16 protein-coding genes are annotated in these 20,557 nt (G+C 73.4%); 9 read left to right on the top strand and 7 right to left on the bottom strand.

The genetic code is table 11. The annotated features are described in order from the left end of the window. Positions 1 to 6: 6 nt before the first annotated feature. Positions 7 to 1,092 carry an FAD-dependent oxidoreductase gene (locus tag LIX60_RS02510; protein WP_227956994.1) on the bottom strand — a complete coding sequence of 362 codons (1,086 nt, stop codon included), beginning with the start codon at positions 1,090 to 1,092 and terminating at the stop codon, positions 7 to 9. Between the two features lie 65 nt (positions 1,093 to 1,157). Here LIX60_RS02510 and LIX60_RS02505 point away from each other — a divergent pair, with 65 nt between their 5' ends. Continuing rightward, complete coding sequence (locus LIX60_RS02505) at positions 1,158 to 1,580, top strand: secondary thiamine-phosphate synthase enzyme YjbQ (protein WP_019706154.1); 423 nt, start codon at positions 1,158 to 1,160, stop codon at positions 1,578 to 1,580. A 74-nt stretch (positions 1,581 to 1,654) separates the two neighbouring features. Here LIX60_RS02505 and LIX60_RS02500 read toward each other — a convergent pair whose 3' ends face one another. Together LIX60_RS02500 and LIX60_RS02495 are read right to left on the bottom strand one after the other, a co-directional pair. Beyond that, complete coding sequence (locus LIX60_RS02500) at positions 1,655 to 2,869, bottom strand: CdaR family transcriptional regulator (protein ID WP_227956993.1); 1,215 nt, start codon at positions 2,867 to 2,869, stop codon at positions 1,655 to 1,657. A gap of 61 nt (positions 2,870 to 2,930) precedes the next feature. Next, positions 2,931 to 3,113, bottom strand: a complete 183-nt coding sequence (locus tag LIX60_RS02495) for a hypothetical protein (protein ID WP_227956992.1) — start codon at positions 3,111 to 3,113, stop codon at positions 2,931 to 2,933. 242 nt (positions 3,114 to 3,355) lie between these two features. Between LIX60_RS02495 and LIX60_RS02490 the strand changes: the two genes are divergently transcribed. The 8 genes from LIX60_RS02490 to LIX60_RS02455 all read left to right on the top strand — a co-directional run bounded on the left by LIX60_RS02490 (position 3,356) and on the right by LIX60_RS02455 (position 14,233). Beyond that, positions 3,356 to 4,387 carry a DUF3068 domain-containing protein gene (locus LIX60_RS02490; protein WP_227956991.1) on the top strand — a complete coding sequence of 344 codons (1,032 nt, stop codon included), beginning with the start codon at positions 3,356 to 3,358 and terminating at the stop codon, positions 4,385 to 4,387. A 220-nt stretch (positions 4,388 to 4,607) separates the two neighbouring features. Beyond that, entirely contained in the window at positions 4,608 to 5,825 is a 1,218-nt protein-coding gene (locus LIX60_RS02485; RefSeq protein ID WP_227956990.1) for a glycosyltransferase family 4 protein, read from the top strand. A 6-nt stretch (positions 5,826 to 5,831) separates the two neighbouring features. Beyond that, a complete protein-coding gene (locus LIX60_RS02480) occupies positions 5,832 to 6,584 on the top strand; it encodes a bifunctional 2-polyprenyl-6-hydroxyphenol methylase/3-demethylubiquinol 3-O-methyltransferase UbiG (protein ID WP_227956989.1) in 753 nt (250 codons plus the stop codon). A 22-nt stretch (positions 6,585 to 6,606) separates the two neighbouring features. Beyond that, positions 6,607 to 10,878 (top strand): alpha-(1->3)-arabinofuranosyltransferase family protein, encoded by a 4,272-nt coding sequence (locus LIX60_RS02475; protein WP_227956988.1) that lies wholly within the window; start codon positions 6,607 to 6,609, stop codon positions 10,876 to 10,878. A gap of 80 nt (positions 10,879 to 10,958) precedes the next feature. Beyond that, positions 10,959 to 12,317 (top strand): condensation protein, encoded by a 1,359-nt coding sequence (locus LIX60_RS02470; protein ID WP_227956987.1) that lies wholly within the window; start codon positions 10,959 to 10,961, stop codon positions 12,315 to 12,317. Next, the gene (locus LIX60_RS02465; RefSeq protein WP_227956986.1) at positions 12,314 to 13,105 is read left to right on the top strand and encodes a bifunctional 2-polyprenyl-6-hydroxyphenol methylase/3-demethylubiquinol 3-O-methyltransferase UbiG; all 792 of its coding nucleotides are present in this window, start codon (positions 12,314 to 12,316) and stop codon (positions 13,103 to 13,105) included. The genes LIX60_RS02470 and LIX60_RS02465 overlap by 4 nt, the downstream gene beginning before the upstream one ends. After that, positions 13,089 to 14,015, top strand: coding sequence for a DMT family transporter (locus tag LIX60_RS02460; RefSeq protein ID WP_227956985.1), 927 nt, complete (start codon positions 13,089 to 13,091; stop codon positions 14,013 to 14,015). Before LIX60_RS02465 ends, LIX60_RS02460 begins: the two co-directional genes overlap by 17 nt. Then, positions 14,012 to 14,233 carry a Trm112 family protein gene (locus LIX60_RS02455; RefSeq protein WP_227956984.1) on the top strand — a complete coding sequence of 74 codons (222 nt, stop codon included), beginning with the start codon at positions 14,012 to 14,014 and terminating at the stop codon, positions 14,231 to 14,233. The genes LIX60_RS02460 and LIX60_RS02455 overlap by 4 nt, the downstream gene beginning before the upstream one ends. 17 nt (positions 14,234 to 14,250) lie before the next feature. Here the strand turns inward: LIX60_RS02455 and LIX60_RS02450 are convergent, their stop codons facing one another. From LIX60_RS02450 to LIX60_RS02435, 4 genes are all read right to left on the bottom strand, one after another. After that, on the bottom strand, positions 14,251 to 14,745 hold the full coding sequence (locus tag LIX60_RS02450; protein ID WP_227956983.1) for an Lrp/AsnC family transcriptional regulator: 495 nt from the start codon (positions 14,743 to 14,745) through the stop codon (positions 14,251 to 14,253). Between the two features lie 89 nt (positions 14,746 to 14,834). Continuing rightward, entirely contained in the window at positions 14,835 to 16,175 is a 1,341-nt protein-coding gene (locus LIX60_RS02445; protein WP_227956982.1) for a HAMP domain-containing sensor histidine kinase, read from the bottom strand. Positions 16,176 to 16,182: 7 nt separating this feature from the next. Beyond that, on the bottom strand, positions 16,183 to 16,836 hold the full coding sequence (locus tag LIX60_RS02440; RefSeq protein ID WP_125623171.1) for a response regulator transcription factor: 654 nt from the start codon (positions 16,834 to 16,836) through the stop codon (positions 16,183 to 16,185). A 586-nt stretch (positions 16,837 to 17,422) separates the two neighbouring features. Continuing rightward, positions 17,423 to 20,266, bottom strand: a complete 2,844-nt coding sequence (locus tag LIX60_RS02435) for an AAA family ATPase (RefSeq protein WP_227956981.1) — start codon at positions 20,264 to 20,266, stop codon at positions 17,423 to 17,425. Positions 20,267 to 20,557 lie beyond the last annotated feature (291 nt).

The following is a 20,557-nucleotide window of genomic DNA, read 5'->3' as shown; positions in this document are numbered from 1 at the left end:
GGCCGCTCAGCCGGCGGCCCGTGCCGGCGTCTCCAGCAGCCGCCGCACCTCGCGCACCGCCGCCCGCCCGTACCGGTTGGCGCCGATGGTGCTCGCCGACGGCCCGTAGCCGACCAGATGGACCCGCGGGTCGCGGACCGCGCGGGTGCCTTCCAGACGGATGCCGCCGCCGCGTTCGCGCAGGCGCAGCGGCGCCAGATGGTCCAGGGCCGCGCGGAAGCCGGTGGCCCAGAGGATCGAGTCGGCCGCGGCCGTGCTGCCGTCGTCCCAGGCCACGCCCTCCGGCGTGATCCGGGTGAACATCGGACGCGGTTCCAGCACGCCGCTCTCCCGGCCGCGCCGCACCGCCTCGTTCATGACGAGCCCGGTCACCGACACCACGCTCCGCGGCGGCAGTCCGGCCCGCACCCGCTCGTCGACCAGGGCGACCGCCTCCCGGCCGCGCCGTTCGTCGAACGGCCCGTCCCGGAAGACCGGCGGGCGCCGGGTCACCCAGAGGGTGTCCGCCACCTCGGAGATCTCCAGCAGATGCTGGACGGCGGAGGTGCCGCCGCCCACCACGACCACCCGCTCACCCGCGAAGTCCTCCGGGCCCCGGTAGCCGGCCGTGTGGAGCTGCCGTCCGCGGAAGGTCTCCGCGCCCGGGTGGTGCGGCAGGAACGGGCGGTCCCAGGTGCCGGTCGCGTTGATCAGCGCGCGCGCCGACCAGTCGCCGTCGTTCCGGGTGCGCACCAGCAGCCGTCCCCCGGCGCCCCCGGACACGGAGGCGACGTCCACCGGCCGGCGCACCCGCAGGTCGAACGTCCGCTCGTAGCGGGCGAAGTAGGCGCCGATGACCTCGGAGGACGGCCGGTCCTCCGGAGCGTCCACCAGCGGCAGCCCCGGCAGGTCGTACATGCCGTGCACCTTGCCGTACGTCAGGGACGGCCAGCGGAACTGCCAGGCGCCGCCGGGCGCGGGGGAGTGGTCCAGGACGACGACGTCACGGTCCGGCGCGAAGCCGGCGCGCCGCAGGTGGTACGCGGCGGACAGACCGGCCTGCCCGGCGCCGACGACGGCCACTTCCACGTCCCGTGTCCCCACATCCGTCATGGCTCGGACAACGCCACGGGGCCCCGGAGTCTTCCCTTCCCGGCCCGGTCGGCCAGGATGGGGGCATGTCCGATGCCTTCCACACCCGCACGATCGACATCGCCACCGGCTCCGCGGAGACGGTCCACGACCTGACGGGGGCCTGCGTGGAATTCCTGCGCACGTCGGCCTCGGGGCGCGACGGTCTGCTCAACATCTTCGTGCCGCACGCCACCGCCGGGATCGCGATCCTCGAAACCGGCGCGGGCAGTGACGACGACCTGCTCGCCACGCTGCACGACCTGCTGCCCGCCGACGACCGGTGGCGGCACCGGCACGGCAGCCCGGGACACGGCCGCGACCACGTCCTCCCCGCCCTCGTGCCGCCGCACGCCACGCTGCCGGTGGTCGGCGGACGGCTGGAGCTGGGCACCTGGCAGTCGGTCTGCCTGGTCGACACCAACAGGGACAATCCGGAGCGTCAGGTCAGGCTGAGTTTCCTGGGCTGACCAAGAGCGCCCTCTGACCAAGAGCGCCCTGGGGCGGCCGGCTCGTCAGGCAGTCCGCCGGTGCCGCCCCGGGGTCAGTCGGGCGGTGGGACGAGATCTCCGCGCAGCCGCCGGGCACGAAGCACCATCTCCAGTTCGAAGCGGCGGTCCGGGTCGTCCAGGTCCTCGCCCCACACCTCACGGAGCTGTTTCAGCCGGTAGCGCACGGTCTGCGGGTGGACTCCGAGCCGGGCGGCCACCTCTGTGGCGCCTCCCCGCGTTTCCAGCCAGGCCAGCAGGGTCTCGGCGAGACGGTGGGCGTGCGCCGGGCCGACGGACCGGTCGAGCCGCGCCAGCCGCCGCCGCGCCAGTTCGTCGATCAACACCCCCGCGGGCAGCAGGACCAGCGCTTCGACGTGCTCGCCGCAGTCCAGGAGCCGCCCTCGCGGCAGCAGGCCCTGCTCGATCATCCCGACGGCGGTCTCCGCCCAGCGCAGTGATGTGACGGCCTCCGCCACGGGAACCGACGGGCCGATCGCGCCGGACCAACCGGCCACCGCCCGGTGCAGCAACTCCGCGCGTCCGGGGGCGTCCGGGTCCGGCACGACCAGGCGCGGCTGCTCGCCCTCCATGTCGAGCAGCACCCCGTCCCCCACGGCAGGGGCGACAGCCTCCACGGCAGGGCGGAGCAGCACGGCCACCGCCACCTTGTCCGGCAGGTGCCAGCCCGCGTCGGCCGCGCGGTCGGCGAGGACGACGGACGGATCCGTGCGGTGCTCGGTGAGCAGGAGACCGACGAGAAGCCGTTGCCGGCGCAGCCGCTCCCCGGCGTGGCGGGCGACGGCCTCGGCGTAGCCGCGTACCGACTGGGCCACCATGACGTCGAGGTACTCGAAGGCGGACTCGGCGAGTTCGTACATGGCCGAGGGCGGGATGTCGACCTGTTGGCCGATCTCCGCCAGACGCCGCCAGGAGAGGCGCACGGCCAGCCGGTAGATCCCCTGCAGGGAGTCCAGGCTGCGCCCCTGCGTGACCTCGCCGCGCCCGAAGTCCTGGAACATCCCGGGAAGGGCGCGCGGCCGGTCCGACCCCGTGGTCATCTGTTCCACGAAGAGCTCCAGCGCGTGCCGGATCGCCACCAGGGCCTTCGGCTCTCCGGACTCGTCGGGGACGAAGGCCAGGCCCGGATACTCCCGTCGGATCGCGGCGAGGATGTCCTGTGCCAGCTCGGGGACCTGCTCCAGGGTGCGGTCGGCGAACCGCTGAATCCGCTCTCGTGGCACGTCGTGCCAGGCTGACGACGCTCCCACAGTCCGCTCCTGGATGTCCGGTCCGCATACCGCTCGGTCAGCCGGCCCGCGTCCTTCCAACCTAGTCCGAGCCGGGGCCCGGCGTGCTGGACGTCCCGTCGGCGGGCGGGTCGGGGAACGTGACGAGCGGCACATTCTGCTGCTCGGGTGTGGCGTCGAGAGCGGCGACGATTCCGAAGGCGGCGCCTGTGGCCAGAACGGCGGAGGCGATGCAGGTCAGGAAGGCGGCGAGCAGTCTGGGCATGAGGATGATCGGCCTCTCAGTCGATGAGGTCTGTCACCCAGCGCGCCGGCCCGGTCCGGCGCGGTCAGTATGCGCGGGCATTGACAGGCGGTCAAGCTCCGCCTAATTTCGCCGTTCACAGGCACTGTTACTCCCGGGTAAGTCACTCCTCGCCATCGGGCGAGCTGAATTCCGTGCGTGCGGCCTTTCCCGCACGGCCCATGAACCACCCCCGCATCTCGCGCCCGTATCGGAGTATCCGCATGCGCCGTTCCACATCACTTCTTTCCCTGATTCTGCTGGGTGCCGGAGTTTTTCTGCTGGTGCTCACCCAACTGCTCGCCTGGTACGTGGAGCCGCGTGCCAAGCGCACACCGACCGATGTGAACTCCACGACGGTCTTCCGGGGGAAGGGCAGCTACTTCGACACCGAGTCCGTCACCACGGTGGACGACAAGACGATAACGATCACCCGCCGGGTGCTGGGGGACGTAGCCGCCGGCGAGCGCAGCGGAAACGCGGTCTGGGACGTGTCGACACAGATCGACACGCCGAAGACGCTGCCGCTGGACGACCCGCGGAGATCCCTGCAGTGGACCACCGAACGCTGGGTGACCGACCGCCGGACGAACCTGCCGGTGCACTGCTGCGAGGAGAAGCCCGAGTTCGAGGGCGAGGCCTACCTGAAGTTCCCGTTCGACGTCGAGAAGCGCACCTACGCCTGGTGGGACAGCACCCGGGGTGGCACCGTGCCGCTGAAGTTCGACGGGGTTACCAAGATCAACGGGCACGAGGGCTACCGCTTCACCGGCACTGTGAAGGCCACCAGGACCGGCACCCGTCAGGTGCCCGGCACGCTGGTGGGCCGTCCGGAGTCGGGGCAGGTGCTGGCCGAGGAGTGGTACTCCAACACGGGAATCGAGCTGACCGTGGAACCGCGCACGGGCCGGATCATGAACGCGCTGATCGCGCCGACGAAGACGCTGCGGGCCCCGGGTTCGAAGAAGGACGCCGTCACCCTGCTCTCCAGCAAGCGGCTGGAGTTCACCGAGGCGACCCGGCGTGAGCAGGTGAAGCTCGCTTCCGAAGACGCCGGCCGGCTGAAGCTGCTCGGCGAGACCGCGCCGCTCGGGGGCGGGATCGTGGGCGGTCTGCTCGCCGCCGCCGGTGCCGTGCTGGTGATCCGCGGCCGTCGGCAGCCGGAATACTCAGAAAGTGATGAAAACGGGTTGTCGAACAGCTCGAATTTGTCACCGGCGGACGTAGCCGGAACGAGTCGCTTGAACCAACACTGACGTTACCCCCGAGTAATCCAGTGTCTCCGCTGTGAGTTCCACCCTCAGGAGTCCGCCACCACCCCGGTGCTGACACATCGACCGCACGTCCCGGTCCGGCACCCTCAGCACCCGACAGCACCCGCAGCACCCGCACACCGAGCCAGCCCAGCGCTTCATCCCGGAAGCCCGGCCATCTCTCACCCGTCTGCCCCCGCAGCCGCCGAGTTGGAGCACCTCTATGCCCCAGCGCACGTCCGCTCTGGACCCCTCTGGTCGGAAAAATCCCGTTTCCGTCCCCGCTCAAGCCCGCACCGGCAGCCGAGTCACCGACTCGCTCGCCGCCGACCCGCACGTCGCGTCCGTGCCGGCCCCCCTGCCGCGCCGGATCACCTTCCTCGCCCGCCGTGACCTGGGCAACCAGGCCGCGGGCGGCTCGGAACTGCTCATCGACCGGATAGCCGACGGTCTGACCGCCGGCGGCCACGAGGTCACGCTCCTGTGCGGCGGTCCGGCCGCCGAACGCCCCTACCGGGTGGTCTCCGCGGGAGGTGACGCAGGTCACTTCCTGCGGGCCAGGACGGCCTTCGCCCGCGAGGTCGGCGACTGCGACCTGCTGGTCGAAGTGTGCAACGGCATGCCGTACCTGGCGCCGCTGTGGCACCGCGGACCAACGTTGTGCCTGGTCAACCATGTACACACGGATCTGTGGCAGATGCGTTACCCGGGCCCGGCGGCCCGGCTCGGCCGCAGGCTGGAGCACTGGGCGCTGACGGGCACCCACCGCGACAACCTGATGGTGGCCGTCTCCGAGTCGACTGCCTCCGAGCTGCGCGGCATCGGCGTGGCCGCGGACCGCATCCGGATCGTCAACAACGGCGTCGAGGACCCCGGCCCGCTGCTGCCCGAGGCGGAGGAACCGCTGTTCCTGGCCGTCGGCCGGCTGGTGGAGTACAAGCGCATCGACCTGCTCCTCCGGCTGTGGGAGCGGGTCCGCCCCGTCACCGGCGGCCGGCTCGTCATCGTGGGCGACGGCCCCGAACGGGAGCGGCTGGAAGCCATGGCCGGCCCCGCGGTCACGTTCGCCGGCCGGGTGTCGGAGGCCGAGAAGCACCGGCTGATGTGCGAGGCGTGGCTCCTGCTGCACCCCTCCCTCGTCGAGGGGTGGGGACTGGTCGTGACCGAGGCGGCCGCACGGGCCACCCCCGCGATCGGTTTCGACATACCCGGCCTGTGCGACTCCGTCGAGGACGGAGAAACCGGGGTGCTGGCGCGGGGCGAGAGTTCGTTCGCCGCCGCGTGGTGCACCCTGGCGCTCAGTGCCGACCGGCGCGCAGCCATGGGACGTGCCGCCGAGCACCGCGCCCGGCGCTTCCGCTGGAGCGCGACGGTCCGTCAGTTCCAGGCGGTCGCCGCCGAGGCGGCCGCGGTCGCCACAGCCCCCAGACGCGGCAGATGAGCGGCCATGCCCGAGATCACCGAACGCGCCTTCAAGGATCCGTCGCTCAAGCGGTCGGCCGCTCTCCTCCGGGCGTTCCTGCGCGAACAGAGCCATCCCGAGCGGTGCTACACCCTGCTGGCCCGTGACTCGGTCGCACAAGTGGCGCGTCACATCGACCTGCCCGGCAAGATCGTCGTCGACATCGGCGGCGGCAGCGGCCACTTCACCGAGGAGTTCCGCCGCCGCGGCGCGCAGAGCTACCTCTTCGAACCCGACCTGCGGGAGCTGAACGCCCGTGGCGGCCCGGTCACCGAGGACGCGGTGCTCGCCGACGGCTATCTGCTGCCGCTCGCCGACGGCGCGGCCGACGTGTGCTTCTCCTCCAATGTGCTGGAGCACGTGTCGGACCCGCAGACGTTCATCAGCGAGATGGCGCGGGTCACCCGTCCCGGCGGACTGATCTACCTGTCCTTCACCAACTGGCTCTCCCCCTGGGGAGGTCACGAGAGCGCGCCCTGGCACTACCTCGGCGCCGACCGGGCCCGCGCACGCTACAGACGGCGCACCGGCCGCGAGGCCAAGCACACCGTCGGCGAGAACCTGTTCCCCGTCCACATCGGTCCCACCCTGCGGCACGTCCGCGGCCGCGACGACGTACAGGTCGTCACGGCACGGTCCCGCTATTGGCCGTTCCTCGCGAGCACGATCACCCGGGTGCCGGGACTCCGCGAGATCGCCACCTGGAACCTGTTGCTGATTCTCAGGCGACGCCCATGAGCAAGCGAAGCGAGGAACGGTCATGACCACTGCGGTCCAGGCGCCCGCCCGGGCGCCCCAGCCCGGCCCGACGCCGTCCGGGACGTCCGGGACCCCGCGCGGACGACGCCTGCTGTTCGGCTTCTGGGCCGTCGTGCTGGTGTGCTTCCTCGCGGTGTCCCCGGGGAAGATGACGTTCGAGACCAAACTCGGCGTCGCCCTCGATCCCCAGCGCTTCATCGGCGACCTCGGTTCGCTGTGGAACGGCAATGTGGGCCTCGGCGGCATAGCCAACCAGTACATCGGCTACGCCTTCCCGGCGCTCCCCTACTACGCGTTCATGGACCTGCTGCAGGTGCCCGTGTGGCTGGCCGAGCGGCTCTGGCTGTCGGTCATCGTGACCGCCGCCTTCTGGGGCGCGCTCAGGCTCGCCGAACGGCTGCGCGTGGGTACACCCGCGACCCGGCTGCTCGGAGCGGTGGTGTACGCGCTGTGGCCCACCTTCACGATCGTCATCGGATCGACCTCCGCCGCCGCGCTGCCCGGTGCCCTGCTGCCCTGGGTCCTGCTGCCCCTGACCTCCGCGGCGCTGAGCCCCCGGATCGCCGCGGCACGTTCGGCCCTGCTGATCCCCTTCATGGGCGGGGTGAACGCCGCCTCGACGCTGGCCGCGCTGCTGCCCGTGGGCCTGTATCTGCTCAGCCGCCCGCCCGGCCGGCGCCGTCGCGCGCTGCTGGGCTGGTGGATTCCGGGCGTCGTGCTGGCCACCGTGTGGTGGGTGGTGCCGCTGCTCCTGCTCGGCCTCTACGGCGAGAACTTCATGCCGTACGTCGAGCAGGCCGACACCACCACCGCCACCATGTCCGCGACCGAGCTGCTGCGCGGCGCCGGCAACTGGGTGGCCTATCTGAACTTCGGTGAGGCATGGCTGCCGGCCGGCTGGACCGTCGCGACCTCCGTCGTCACCATCCTCGGTTCGGCGTTCGCCGCGGCGCTGGGGCTGGCGGGCCTGGCCCGCCGGGACCTGCCGGAGCGCCGCTGGCTGCTGCTGACCGTTCTGGCCGTCGTCCTGATCACTCTCGCCGGGTACGGCGGCGCCTTCGGCGGTCCGTTCCACGGTGTCGTCCAGGACTGGCTGAACGGGGCGCTGAAGCCGTTCCGCAACATCTACAAGTTCCAGCCGGGGCTGGCCCTCGCGCTCGCCCTCGGACTGGCCCACCTGACGGCCGTGCTGTCCGTGAGCAGGAGTCCTCGCGCACTGCCCGGTCGCCGCTGGGTGCCCGCGGCCGCGGCGGCGCTGGTACTGCCCGGTCTGGTGCTGCCGTACGTCAACGGCTCGATCCTGCAGCCCGGGGCGTTCACCCAGCTGCCCACCCACTGGGAGAAGGCCGCCGGCTGGCTCGAGGACAACGCCCCGGAGAGCCGGGCACTGGTCGTACCGGCGACGGCGCACGGCATCTACACCTGGGGTTCCCCCATCGACCAGCCGTTCGACGTACTGGCCGAAACCCCCTGGGCGCAGCGTGACTTCGTCCCCTTCGGCACGCCCGGCGCGCGTCGTATGACGGACGCCGTCGAGCAAGCGCTGCTGTCCGGCACCGAGGTTCCGGGCCTCCAGGCGTACCTGGCACGGGCCGGGATGCACGAGGTGGTCGTCCGCAACGACCTCGACCCCGACCAGATCGGTTATGTCCCGCCGCAGACGGTGAAGCGGACCCTGGAGTCGTCCGGCTACCGCAAGGTCGCCGCGTTCGGCCCGCTGGTGACCGGCGGGCGCATCGCCGCCGGCACCCCGCTCCAGGTACAGGGGCTCTATCCGCGGCTCCGGGCCGTGGAGATCTATGAGCCGCAGGACCGCGACGGGCGGCCGGGCAGGGTCGGTGTGTCCGCCGCGGCCGACACGGCCGTGGTCAGCGGCGGACCCGAGGCGCTGCTCCAGCTGTCCGCCGACCCCTCGATGACCGGCCGGCCGGCCGTACTGGCCGGGGACGGTCTTCCCCAGGACGTCACCGCACCGGTGAAGGCGGTCGCGGACGGGCTGCGCCGGGCCGACACCCGGTTCGGCCTGGTCAACAACAACACCTCGTACACGTACACCGCGGACGAGCGCAATCACTCCGGCAGCCTGCAGAACCCGGGCGAGAAGCCCCAGCAGATCCTGCCGTCGGAGGGCACCGAACACCAGACGACCGCGGAGCTGCGCGGTGCCGAGTCCGTGACGGCTTCCAGCAGCGGCAACTGGCTGTTCCACCTGCCGCAGTACGACCCGGTGAACGCCTTCGACGGCAACCCGGACACCGCGTGGGCCGAGGGCAGCCCGGGCGAGCCGGCCGGACAGTGGCTCAAGGTGGACTTCTCCCGGCCGACCGACATCCCCGCCTCCATCCAGCTGACGCCCCTGCCGGGCGACGGCATGCGCGCGGCGCCCACGCGGGTGCGGATCGAGACCGACCGCGGTTCGGCCGAAAGCCCGCTGCAGACGAACGGCGCGCCGCAGACCGTCAAGGCGCCCGCCGGCGAGGCCTCCTGGATGAAGATCAGCATCGTTGACGCGCAACAGGCCCGGCCGGGCCTGTCGGGGGCCGGCTTCTCCGAGGTGTCGATCCCGGATGTGCAGGTGACGCGCATGCTGCTGCTGCCCGCCGACGCCGAGGACACCGACGCGGCGGCGAGCGTGTACTCCCTGCACCGCGGCACCGACGCGGGCGGCTTGTCGCCGGCGTCGGCCGAGGTGGGACTGCACCGGCAGTTCAGCACCGAGGAAACGGGCGAGTACAAGGTGTCGGCGCGAGCCGTCGCCGTACCCGGCGGCCCGTTGGACGAACTGCTCGACCGTTCGGCTCCCGGACCGAAGAACCGGGTGACGGCCTCCGTGGACTCCACCAGCCGCAACGGCATGTCCCTCAGCGCCCGCAACCTGGTCGACGGCGATCTGACGACCGCCTGGATCGCGGGCGACCGGCCGGGCATCCACCTGAGCTGGCCCGAGAAGGAGAAGATCGACGAGATCATCCTCGCGCCGGCGGGCGGGGTGTCCACCCGGCCGGAGCAGGTGATGATCAGCTCTCCGCACGGTGCCGCGACGGCCGACGTGGACGAGAACGGGCGGGTCCGCTTCCCGGAGATCGAGACGGACCGGCTCGACATCGTGGTCAGCAGGACCGCCCCGCTCACCGTCCACAATCCGGTCGCGGACGCGCAGTTGCAGCTGCCGGTCGGGCTGAGCGAGGTGCATGTTCCCGCCCTGGCCGATCTGCGGGTGCCGCGGCCGAAGCCGTCCGCGCGTTTCTCGCTGCCGTGCGGTGAGGGCCCGGTCCTCGCTGTCGGCGGTGTCCTGCACAAGACGAAGGCCTCCGGATCCGTCCGGGACCTCACCGAGCGGCGTCCCGTCGCCGTCAGCCTCTGCGCGGGGGAGGAGAAGGACGGCACCCTGGAACTCCCGCCCGGCGACCACGCGGTGGAGGCGGGTGACGCGGGCCCGCTGGCGATCACCGACGTCACGCTGACCCGGGGCACTCCGCAGGAGATGGCGGGATCGGCTCGCGAGGCCACCGTCACCGAGTGGACCGACGACCGCCGGACCGTCTCGGTGTCCGCCGGTGCCGGCGAGGCCGCGTACCTGCAGACCTACGAGAACGCCAACGACGGCTGGAAGGCCACCCTGGACGGCACGGAGCTGGAGTCGGTGCGTCTCGACGGCTGGCAGCAGGCCTGGCTGATCCCGGCCGGGGCGTCCGGCACGGTGAACCTGGAGTTCGAACCCTCCGGGCCGTACCGGGCAGCCCTGATCGGCGGTGCGATCGCGCTCCTCGCGCTCGTCGCCCTGGCCTTCGCGGGCCGCAGGCGCAACGCCGGTGGAACCGGCGAGCGGCTGCCCGAGCCGGCGGCCCCGGGGATGGTGCTCGGGACGCTGGCGCTGACCGCGGTCGTCGCGGTGGCGGCGGGTCCGCTGGCCCTGGTGGTGCCCGTCCTCGCCGTGGCGGCGCGGTTCCGGCCGGCCGTTCTGGTGCCGACCGCGGCGGCGGCGATGGCCGGAGCCGGCATCGTCGCGGCCCTCGGCGCCGGGGAGCCGGTCGCCGCCGGGCACGGCGCGTTCAGCGGCCTCGCGCAGGTACTGGCGCTGGTGGCCCTGTCCGCCGCCCTGGTGACGGCGGCAGGCCCGGCGTCCGCGGCCGCCGGGCGGGAACGGGAGGACGACGACGGCCGCGACGCGCCGGAGACGGCCGGACCGGTGGTCACGGCCCGGCCGGCGAGCAGCGGCGACGGGTTCCCCGAGCCGCCCCGCCGGCAGCCGGGAGGCGGTGGCCCCGCGTGATCCCGCCGTGGAAGACCGCCGGGAGGGGGAGCGCACCCCCTTCCGGCGGGGTCCGGATTCCCTTTCCGACCACCGACGAGGTGTCGCGGCACTGCCTCAGTGACGACGAACCGGAGACCGTGCACATCGAGGTCCACCTTCCCGGACGGCTGGACCCGGCACGGCTGCGGACCGCGTTCCGCCGGGCACTGCTGACGCACCCGAGGGTGCTGATGCGGGAAGTGCCCGGCCGCCGGCACCGGCAGTCCCTCGTGTGGGAGCTGACCGGCGAACCGGACGGCGACCCGGTGAGCTTCGCGGGGCGGGGCCCCGGCGCGTTGGCGCGGGCCCGGGCCCGGGCTCTGACGGAATGCCCGCCGCTGACCCTCTCGCCGCCGATGCGCCTGGACGTCGTCGACGTGGACGGGGAAACGGCCGCCGGTGAGCCGTCGGTGGGCGGTGGGCCGTCGCGGACCCGGACCGTGCTGCTGCTGACGGCGCATCACACGGCCCTCGACGCCCCCTCGGGGTTGAGGGTGCTCGCCACGACCGCGGAACAGTACGGCGGCGCGGCCGCGGCCCCGGTTCCCGCGCCGGTTCGGTCGGTCCGCCCGGGTCATCCTCCGGGCGCGGCCGGCGGCGCCGGCCGCGCGGTCTGCGCGCGGCCCGTACGGGTCGCGCCGGACTCCCGCCCCGAGCCGGTGCGCGCCGGCGCCGTGGGCAACGGCATGCTGCAAGCGGAACTGCCTGTTCCGCAGCGTGCGGCGCCGACCGGAGGCACCCCTCCCTGGACCGTCAACGACCAACTGCTGGTCGCCGTGTCACTGATGGTGGGCCGCTGGAACGTCTCGCAGGGGCGGCCGGCCGGTCCGGTGCGGATCACCATGCCCGTCGACGACCGCCCGCGCGGCAGGGAGATGCCGATGGGGAACGGAACCCGGCTCGTCGAAGTGGGCATGGCCTCCGAGGACCCGCGCGACACGGACCTGCTGCTCGGTGAGCGGCCGGACCCGGCAGCCGTGGTCCGGCTGCTGCGCACCACCGCCGGGCGCACCCGCGCGCTCAAGTCCTCCCACGGCGCGCCACTGGGGCCCGGGGCGAGCCTGTTGACCGCCCGGCTGCTGCCCGTCGGGATCCGGGGCGTACTCACCCGGAGCGCGCGGCGGGCGGCGGCGCCCTGGACGTCGACGGCGCTGGTCACCAACATCGGCCGCGTGCCGTACGCCCTGGACTTCGGTGACGCCGGCCGGGCGACAGCCGTGTGGTTCTCCGCACCGGCGCGGATGCCGCGCGGGCTGAGCGTCGCGGCGGCTTCCACCGGCGGGCGCCTGCACGTGACGCTCCGCTGGTCGCGGGCGCTGCTCGGTGACGCGGCGGGCGCGTACCTGGCCGGCTTGTTCGACCAGTCTCTGTCGGCGGCCTCAGAGGTCACCCCGTCCCACCACAAGAGGCCGTCATGACCCCCTCGCCCACCGGCTCCGCCGCCGGGACACCGTCCGAGGCGCCGGTGTCCTCGCCGACGGCACCCGCCCCCGGGCTGCGGGACTTCTACGAGAACCCCGCCGTTCCCGTCGCCTCCGGGGAAGCCCGGACACTGCGCCAGGCCCGGATGCTGGCCGATGCGCTCGGGCCCGTGGGGCCCGGCCGCCCGGCCGCGACCGTGCTCGACGTGGGCTGCGGGGACGGCTCGGCGGGCGCGACCGCCGCCCGTGTCCTGGACGGGCACCGCATGGTGGGGATCGACTGGTCGCAGGACGCGCTGCGCCGGGCGGCGCCGCGCCTGAGCCACGTCGTCCGCGGCGAGCTGACCGGCAGTGGGCTGCCCTTCGCCTCCGGCAGCGCCGACGCCGTGCTGTTCAGCGAGGTCGTCGAGCACCTCGTCGACCCGGACAGCGCGCTCGACGAACTGCACCGGGTGCTGCGCCCCGGGGGGCACCTGATGCTCTCCACGCCCAACCTCGCCGCCTGGTACAACCGCGGGCTGCTGCTCGCCGGAGTCCAGCCGGTGTTCTCGGAGGTGAGTCTGCGCCGCATCCACGGCAGGCCGGGCAGCGAGGTGGTGGGCCATCTGCGGCTGTACACGGCGCGCGCCCTGCGCGAGTTCGTCACGGCGTCGGGGTTCGAGGTGGTGAGGGTCGCCGGTGCGCCGTTCCACGGGGTGCCGCGCCCGCTCCGCCCGCTGGACCGCCTGGCCTGCGGGCTGCCGTCCCTCGCCTCCATCCTCCTCGTGCATGCGAGAAGGGTGTAGCCCCGTGGTGTGGGGGGTGGCCGCCGCGCTGGTGGCGAACGTCCTGTACAGCACCGGCTTCGTCCTGGAGAAGCGGGCGCTGGCCGGCATGCCGCCGCTGAGCGCCGCACATCCGGGCCGGGCCCTGCTCCTGCTGGCCGGCAGACCCTTGTGGATCTGCGGGGCGATGGCGTTGGCCCTGGGATTCGCCGCCCAGCTGGCCGTCTACCGCACCCTGCCGATCGCCGCTGCCCAGGGCCTGTTCCTGTCCGGGCTGGTCCTCCTGCTGGTGCTCTCGTCGGTGGTGCTCGGCGAGCGCCCCTCCGGTCGTGAGCGGCGTGCCGTGGCGGTCATCGGCCTGGCGCTGGTGATGGTGGTGGCCTCGCTGTACGGGGCCGGCGAGGAGATCAGCCGCAGCGCGCCCGCGGGCATGCTGCTGGGACTGTGCGTGCCGACCCTCGCGGCCGGGCTGCTGCTGTACACGGCCGCGGAGCGGCGCGCCCGCCGGCGCCACCGGCAGCCGACCACCGGGGTGGCCTACGCGGTGGCGGTCGGTCTGCTCTACGGGGTCAGCTCGCTCGCCATCAAGGGCGTCTCCGGGCAGCTGGACACCTCGGACCTCCTCGGCTCCGTTCCCGCGCTGTTCGCCTCCCCCTACCCGTACCTTCTGCTGTTCACGGGGTTCAGCGGACTGGTGCTGTCGCAGACCGCCCTGCAGCGCTGCCGGGCGTCACTGATCGTCCCGGTGTGCTCGACGGTGACCTGCGTGTTCACCATCGTGAGCGGCACGATCGCGTTCGACGAGCCGCTGCCCGACGACCCGTTGCGGCTGGTGCTGCGTCTCGGCGGCACCGTGATGGCCCTGACGGTCCTGCTCACCCTGCCGCGGCACGACGCGGACACCCACACCCCCGAAGGAACCCGGCCATGAAGCCCGACCACCCGCTGCTGAAGATCCTCGCCTGCCCGCTCGACAAGGGCCCGCTGATCCTCGACGAGGCCGGGGGCGCTCTCTACAATCCCCGCCTGCGCCGCCGCTATCCGATCATCGACGGCATCCCACGGCTGCTCCCCTCCTCCGGCGAGCCCGCCGTCGGGCGGGAACACGACGCACCGCCCGCCGCAGGGCCCGACTCCGGCGGTTCGTGACCGTTCCTCCGGCAGGCTCAGCCGGCGGGGCCCGCGGCCCGGCGCAGCGACTCCACCAGCGGCCGCGCCCGGTACGGCACCCGCTCGCGCAGCGCGACGTCCGTGCGGGTCCGCACCACGCCCGGGAGCCGGATCAGCCGCTGGATGACGTCCTCCAGGTGGCCGTTGTCGCGGGCGACGACACGGGTCAGCAGGTCTCCGCCGCCGGTGACCGAGAACGCCTCGATGATCTCCGGGATCTCCGCCAGGGCGTCGCCGACGTCCACCAGATGCCCCTGGGTGACCTCGATGTGGACGAAGGCCAGCACGGGATGGCCGAGGGCGGCGAACGACAGCCGGGGTCCCTCGTCGCGGATCACTCCGTCCCGCTCCAGCCGGTCCAGCCGGGCCTGCAGCGTTCCGCGGGCCACCCCGAGGATCCGGGCGTACTCCCGCACACTCGTCCGCGGCTGCTCCAGCAGCAGTTCCAGGATGCGGGCGTCGAGCGCGTCGGGGGCCTTCGGCGAAGCCATGGGCCGCGGATCCCTTCCGGTCGGTGACGGAGCCCGCCGACTGTACCCGCCCGCCGAGGGCGGGGGCACGGACCGTCCGCGGCGGGCACTCAGCGGGACCGCGCCGGATCGGCCCGCCCCCCGGGCCACGGCGGTCCGGCCGGGAGTCCGCCGCCCTGTGCCGCCGCGAGAGCCGGACGCCGGGTGCCGTCCCGGCCCGGCCTGTCCGCCCGCAGGGGGAACGCGACCTGCACGACGAGACCGCCGCCGGGCCGGGCCCGGGCGGCGAATCCGGCATCGTGGGCGATGGCGATGGCCCGGACGATGGACAGGCCGAGACCGTGGTGGCCGTCGTCGGCCGTCCGGCCGAGCCGCTGGAACGGCTCGAACAGCCGCTGCACCTGCTCCGGCGGCACCTCGGGCCCGGTGTTGGCGACCGAGACCAGGGAGCGCCCGGTCGCGGTGCCGGTCGTGATCTCGACCAGCCCGCCGGGCACGTTGTAGCCCATGGCGTTCTCGACGAGATTGGCCACCAGCCGCAGGACGAGGGCCGAGTCACCCGTGGCGGGTGCCGGTTCGAGCGCAGTCCGCATCCGCAGCCCCCGCCGCTCCGCCTCCGGCCGGGAGGTGTCCGCGACCTGCCCGGCGAGGACCGCGAGGTCCAGTGGCTCGCGGTGCTCCAGGCCGTGTTCACTGCCGGACAGGGTGAGCAGTGACTCCAGCAGGCGCGCCTGCTGTTTGCTGATCGCCAGCAGCCGTTCGAAGTTCGACCGGAACGACTCCACGGTGGCTTCCCGGTCGATGAGGGCCTCCTCCAGCAGCGCGTGCTCCAGGGTGAGCGGAGTGCGCAGTTCGTGCGCCGCGTTGGCGACGAAGCGCTTGTGCGAGTCCAGTGCCGTCTCCAGGCGGCCGAGCAGCCCGTCGACCGTGTCGGCGAGATCCTTCAGCTCGTCGGCGGGCCCGGTGACGCCGAGCCGTGCGTGCAGATTGCGGGCGGAGATCCGCTGGATGGTGCCGGTCATCGTCCGGAGCGGCCGCAGCACCCGCCCCGCGACCAGCCAGCCGAGCAGGATCGAGATCACGGCCGTGATCGCCAGCGCTATGCCCGACTGCACCAGCAGATGGTGCATCTCCGCCTGGTGCTGGCGCAGCGCCTGGTCCCGCAGTTCGCGGGTGACGGCGTCGAGCAGGCCGGAGGAACCGCCGTCCGGGCGGCCCAGGGTCAGACCGCCCTCGCCGCCCGGCGCCGGCAGGGTGCCGGTACCGGTCCGGGCGAGGACGTACTTGGCGGGGGAGTGGCTGACCAGCAGATACGTGATCGTGAGCAGGACCACGCCGGAGGCGACGAACAGCACCCCGTACAGCAGGGTGAGGCGGACGCGGACCCGGCGGGGCAGCAGGCGGCGGACGGCTGAGATGAGGGACGGGGGGAAGCGCGGAGGACGTCGCATGGGCTCCTCAGATCCGGTAGCCGCCCCGGGGAACGGTCTCGATCACGGGTGGATTGCCGAGCTTCGGACGCAGGCGGTTGATCGTCGCCTTGACCGTGGTGGTGAACGGGTCGGTCGCCTCGTCCCAGACCCGCTCCAGCAGTTCCTCGGCCGACACCACCCGGCCCTGCGCGGCGAGGAGGTACTCGAGCACCGCGAACTCCTTCGGGGTCAGGGCGAGGCGCTCCCCGGCGCGGGTGGCGATCCGCTGCGCGGGGTCGAGCCGCAGATCGCCGTGGACCAGGACCGGGGGCAGCGCGGGCTGCGAGCGCCGGGCGAGGGCACGGATGCGGGCCACCAGCTCGGCGTAGGCGAAGGGCTTGGGGAGGTAGTCGTCCGCCCCGATGCTGAGGCCCTCCACCCGGTCGGCGATCGTGCCGGACGCGGTCAGCATCAGTACCCGGGCCTGCGCCGGCTGGGCGGCCAGCTTGCCGCACACCTCGTCCCCGTGCACACCCGGCAGGTCCCGGTCGAGCACGACGACGTCGTAGTCGACCACCATCGTGCGCTCCAGCGCGTCCGAGCCGTCGTGGACGACGTCGACCGCCATCCCCTCCCGGCGGAGGACCCGCGCCACCGACTGCGCGAGTTCGGTGTGGTCCTCCACCACCAGCACTCTCATCGCCCACCCCCCGTACGACGCGTCACGACCGAAGGGCGGGGCCGCCGGAGACCGATCATGATGGAGCAGACTGCCCGATCGCAGGTCACACACCGGTCACAGCATCCGGTGGCGGGTCCCCGGGCACCCGTCGCTCCGGCCGGCGCCGGTCCGCGGACTCCCGTCCGCACGCCCCCGGGCGGCAGCCTACCGCCGGCGGCGGGACCCCGTGCGGGGTCCGAGGCCATTCCCCGGTCACAGACTTTCGGACCGCGGTGTGACCGTCCACCTCGTAGACAGGATCCGCAACGCACCACCACACCCGGTTCCGCGACGAGGAGTTGGAGGCCGTGGACACCCAGGAGCAGAGCCGGCACGGGAACGGCGGGGAGAGCGGCCGGCGCACGACGCCGGCCGCACCGGGCGGTGTGCCCGTGCGGCGCGCGGAACGGTCCCCGGCATGACCGCCGGCTTCCTGCTCTCCGTTCTCGTGACCGTGACCGTGACTGTGACTGTGGCGTTGGCGGTGCTGGTGGCCCTGGTCTCCGGCGGCGCGGCCGGGGCGCGCGGGCGCGGTGGCCCGGGCGCCCCGCATCAGCCGCGCCGGCTAGACCGCGTTCAGCTGGTCGCAGGTGCTGCCGCCGCAGGGTCCCCCGGCTTCCGGCGCCCCGCCCGGGGTGAGCTTCCCCGCCAGATCCGCCCGGCGCTGGACGGCGAGCTTGCGGTACGCCCGGGTCAGATGCTGCTCGACGGTGCTGACCGTGATGAACAGCTTGTCGGCGATCTGCCGGTTGGTGTGCCCGCGGGCGGCGAGCGTCGCCACCCGCAGCTCCGCGTCGCTGAGCTCGACGTGCCCCTGCCGTGGGTCACCGGACCGCTCCGGCCGTCCGGCCGGAAGGGCGCCGGCCGCCGCGGCCACCCGCGGGGCGGGGACGCCGCACTCCCGCGCGAGCTGCTGTGCCCGGCGTGCCAGCGACCGGGCCCGGCCGCGTTCCCCCAGTTCGCGGTGGGCGCGGGCCAGATCGTCCTTCACCCGGGCCAGTTCCAGCCGGTGACCGCGCTCGCGCAGGATCTCCGCGGCCTCCTCCAGGAGCGGCAGCCGGTGCAGCGGGTCGAGCGTCCCGGCGAGCACCCGCAGGGACACCCCGCGGGTCCACGCGCGCCCGGGGCCCACCATGGCCAGCTGTTCCTCCGCCAGGGCCCGGGCCCCGGCGGTGTCACCCAGCGCCAGATGGCCCTGGGCGGCATCCGTGCGCCACGGCACCAGCGCGGGCAGGTCGAACCCCCAGCGGCCCATGAGGTAGCCGCACCGGAGGAAGTCGTCGAGCGCGGCGTACGGGCGTCCGGCGGCGAGGTGGTGGAAGCCGCGCGCCCGGAGATGGAGCAGGCCGTCGGGCGTGTGGAATGCCGGGTCCGGCACCGGGACGCCGAGCCGGCCGGCCGCCTCGTCGAGCCGGCCCATGGCGGTCTCGGCGTGGACGACGGTGGCCACCGGGCCGGCGACGGCCACTCCCCATCCCTCCGGGGGGACCAGGGCGAGCGCCGAACGGGCCGACTCCGCCGCGGCGGCCAGCCGTCCCAGCCTGAGGTCGATCCGCGCCCGGACGGAGGCCAGCAGCGCCTGCCACATGGGGGCACGGCGGGCGGCCGCTTCCCGGGCCAGGGCCTCGCACCAGAAGGACGCCCTGTCCAGGCGGTCGGTGAGCACGAGGGCGTTCAGGGCGACGACGAGCGCCGTGACGGTGTGGTCGTCCAGCCGGGTGCCCTGCAGGATCTGCTCGGCCCCGGCCACCGCGTCCTCACCCGCCCCGTCCAGCACCGCTCTCATCAGGTTCGCCGCCCGCTGGCGGGTGGTGCGCGCCGGGACGGGGTCCGGGGGCCCCGCACGGCCGGGCCGTGCCCGGACCGGGCCGGTGAATCCCGGGAAGCCGTGCACCATCCAGCGCCGGATGTCGTCGGGCCCGTACCGGCCTCCGCCCCCGGTGCGGCCGGGGGCGCGGCTCCGCTCCACGGCGCCGAGGACCTCCAGGACCCGGTCCACCTGACCGAACCAGAGCAGGTGCCCGACGAGTTCCTCGGTGTGCCGGGGACCGAGGCGGCCCTCGAGCGCGGCGGTGGTGAGCTCGGGCAGGTGCTGGGCTGCGGTGGCCGGGTTGACCCGCCATCCGGCCCGGGTCATCGCGGCCCGGATGGCCGGGGACCGCTGCCCGTCGGCGCAGGTGTCGCGGGCGACGCGGAGGCACGCGAGGGCCAGGTCCACCTCGTCGCCGTCCAGGGCGCGTTCGGCCGCCTCCAGCAGGGTGGGCAGTGCCCAGGGCGCGTCCACGGGTTCCGCGAGGATCAGGTGGCGGACCACCGCGGTCGCCGCCTCGCCGTGCTCGTGGAGCACCTGGGCGGCGCGGGCCTCCAGCCGGGCGCGGTGGGCGGGGTCCATGCTTTTCAGCGTCGCCGACCTCCCCGCCTCGTGGCGGAACCAGCCGGTACTCAGCAGTCCGGTCTCGGTCAGCGCACTCAGCCCGCGCCGGGCCGCCTCCCGGCTGATGCCGAGCACTTCCGCCACCAGTTCGGTCCGCGAAGCCTGCGGCCCGAGCACCGCCAGAGCCCAGGCGGTCCGCCGGGCCGAGACGTCGCTGCGGTACAGGCAGGTGGTGACGGCCTGTTCGAAGGAGTCCCCGGGCACCGGGGGGAGGGGCCTGCCCACGGCCCCCGCGGCCGAGGCACGGTGGTCCTCCAGCAGCGCCCGGGTCAGCAGGGGGTTGCCGCCGCCGAGCCGGTGGAGGTCCGGGACGGGCGGGCACGACCGCCACCCGGACCGGCCGTAGGCGGAGACCATTTCGGCCACGCCCCTCCGCCGGAGCGGGCCGAGCCGGATATTCCGGCACCCCGGCAGGCGCAGTAATTCGACGTGCAGACGCCTATTTCCGGTGGGGTGACCGCTGTTCTCCCCCAGGAGTACCAGCATGCGCGCGGCGTCCAGCCGGCGGGCCAGGTATTGCACACATTCCAGTGAATAGGCGTCGGCGTGGTGTACATCGTCGATTCCGATCACCACCGGCCTTTCCCTTGATTTTTCCAGCAGGATTCCGCAGAGCTGGGGAATCGCGTTCCGCACCACGGCGGGCAGTCCGCCTCCGGCCGGCCGCGCCGGCGCGGACACCGTGACCAGGTCCAGCAGCCGTGCCGCCCGCTGGGCGCCGGGGGCCGGCAGATCGGCGCCGAGCAGCAGCTGTCCCATCACCCCCAAGGGCAGGTCGCCCTCCGCCTCCGACGCCGTGGCCTGCAGAAAGAGTGCACCGGCGGCGGTCGCCCGCTCACCGAAGGCGCGCAGCAGCGCGGTCTTCCCGGTGACCACCGCGCCGCTGACCAGCAGCACTCCGCCGTGCCCGGCCACACAGGAGCCGAGCATGTTCTCCATGATCGATAATTCCGTACCGCGATCCACCAAGTCCATGAGCCGACTTCTCCCCCGCACGGCTGATTCTTGGAGTGTCCAGATGGCGGGCCGGCTCCCCTTTCGGTCCGGACCGGCCACCTGCGTGATGATTCTGCCATATCAAAAAATCGTTCACCAGGAAATTTGCCCAATGGTGCCGGATGGCCGTTATAAAGACGTCAAGCGTGATCGGAATTGCGCGTACCGTATCGGCCGGGGCCTGTTCTTATTGCGCGACGGAGGACAATTGACCGCCGAAAGCGATGCACTGCTCGGTATCCGGACGGACGGCGGAGCGGCGGGCCGGCC

This window comes from Streptomyces sp. S07_1.15, assembly GCF_020739505.1.
GTDB lineage: Bacteria > Actinomycetota > Actinomycetes > Streptomycetales > Streptomycetaceae > Streptomyces > Streptomyces xinghaiensis.
This window is presented reverse-complemented; position numbering and strand designations above follow the sequence as displayed.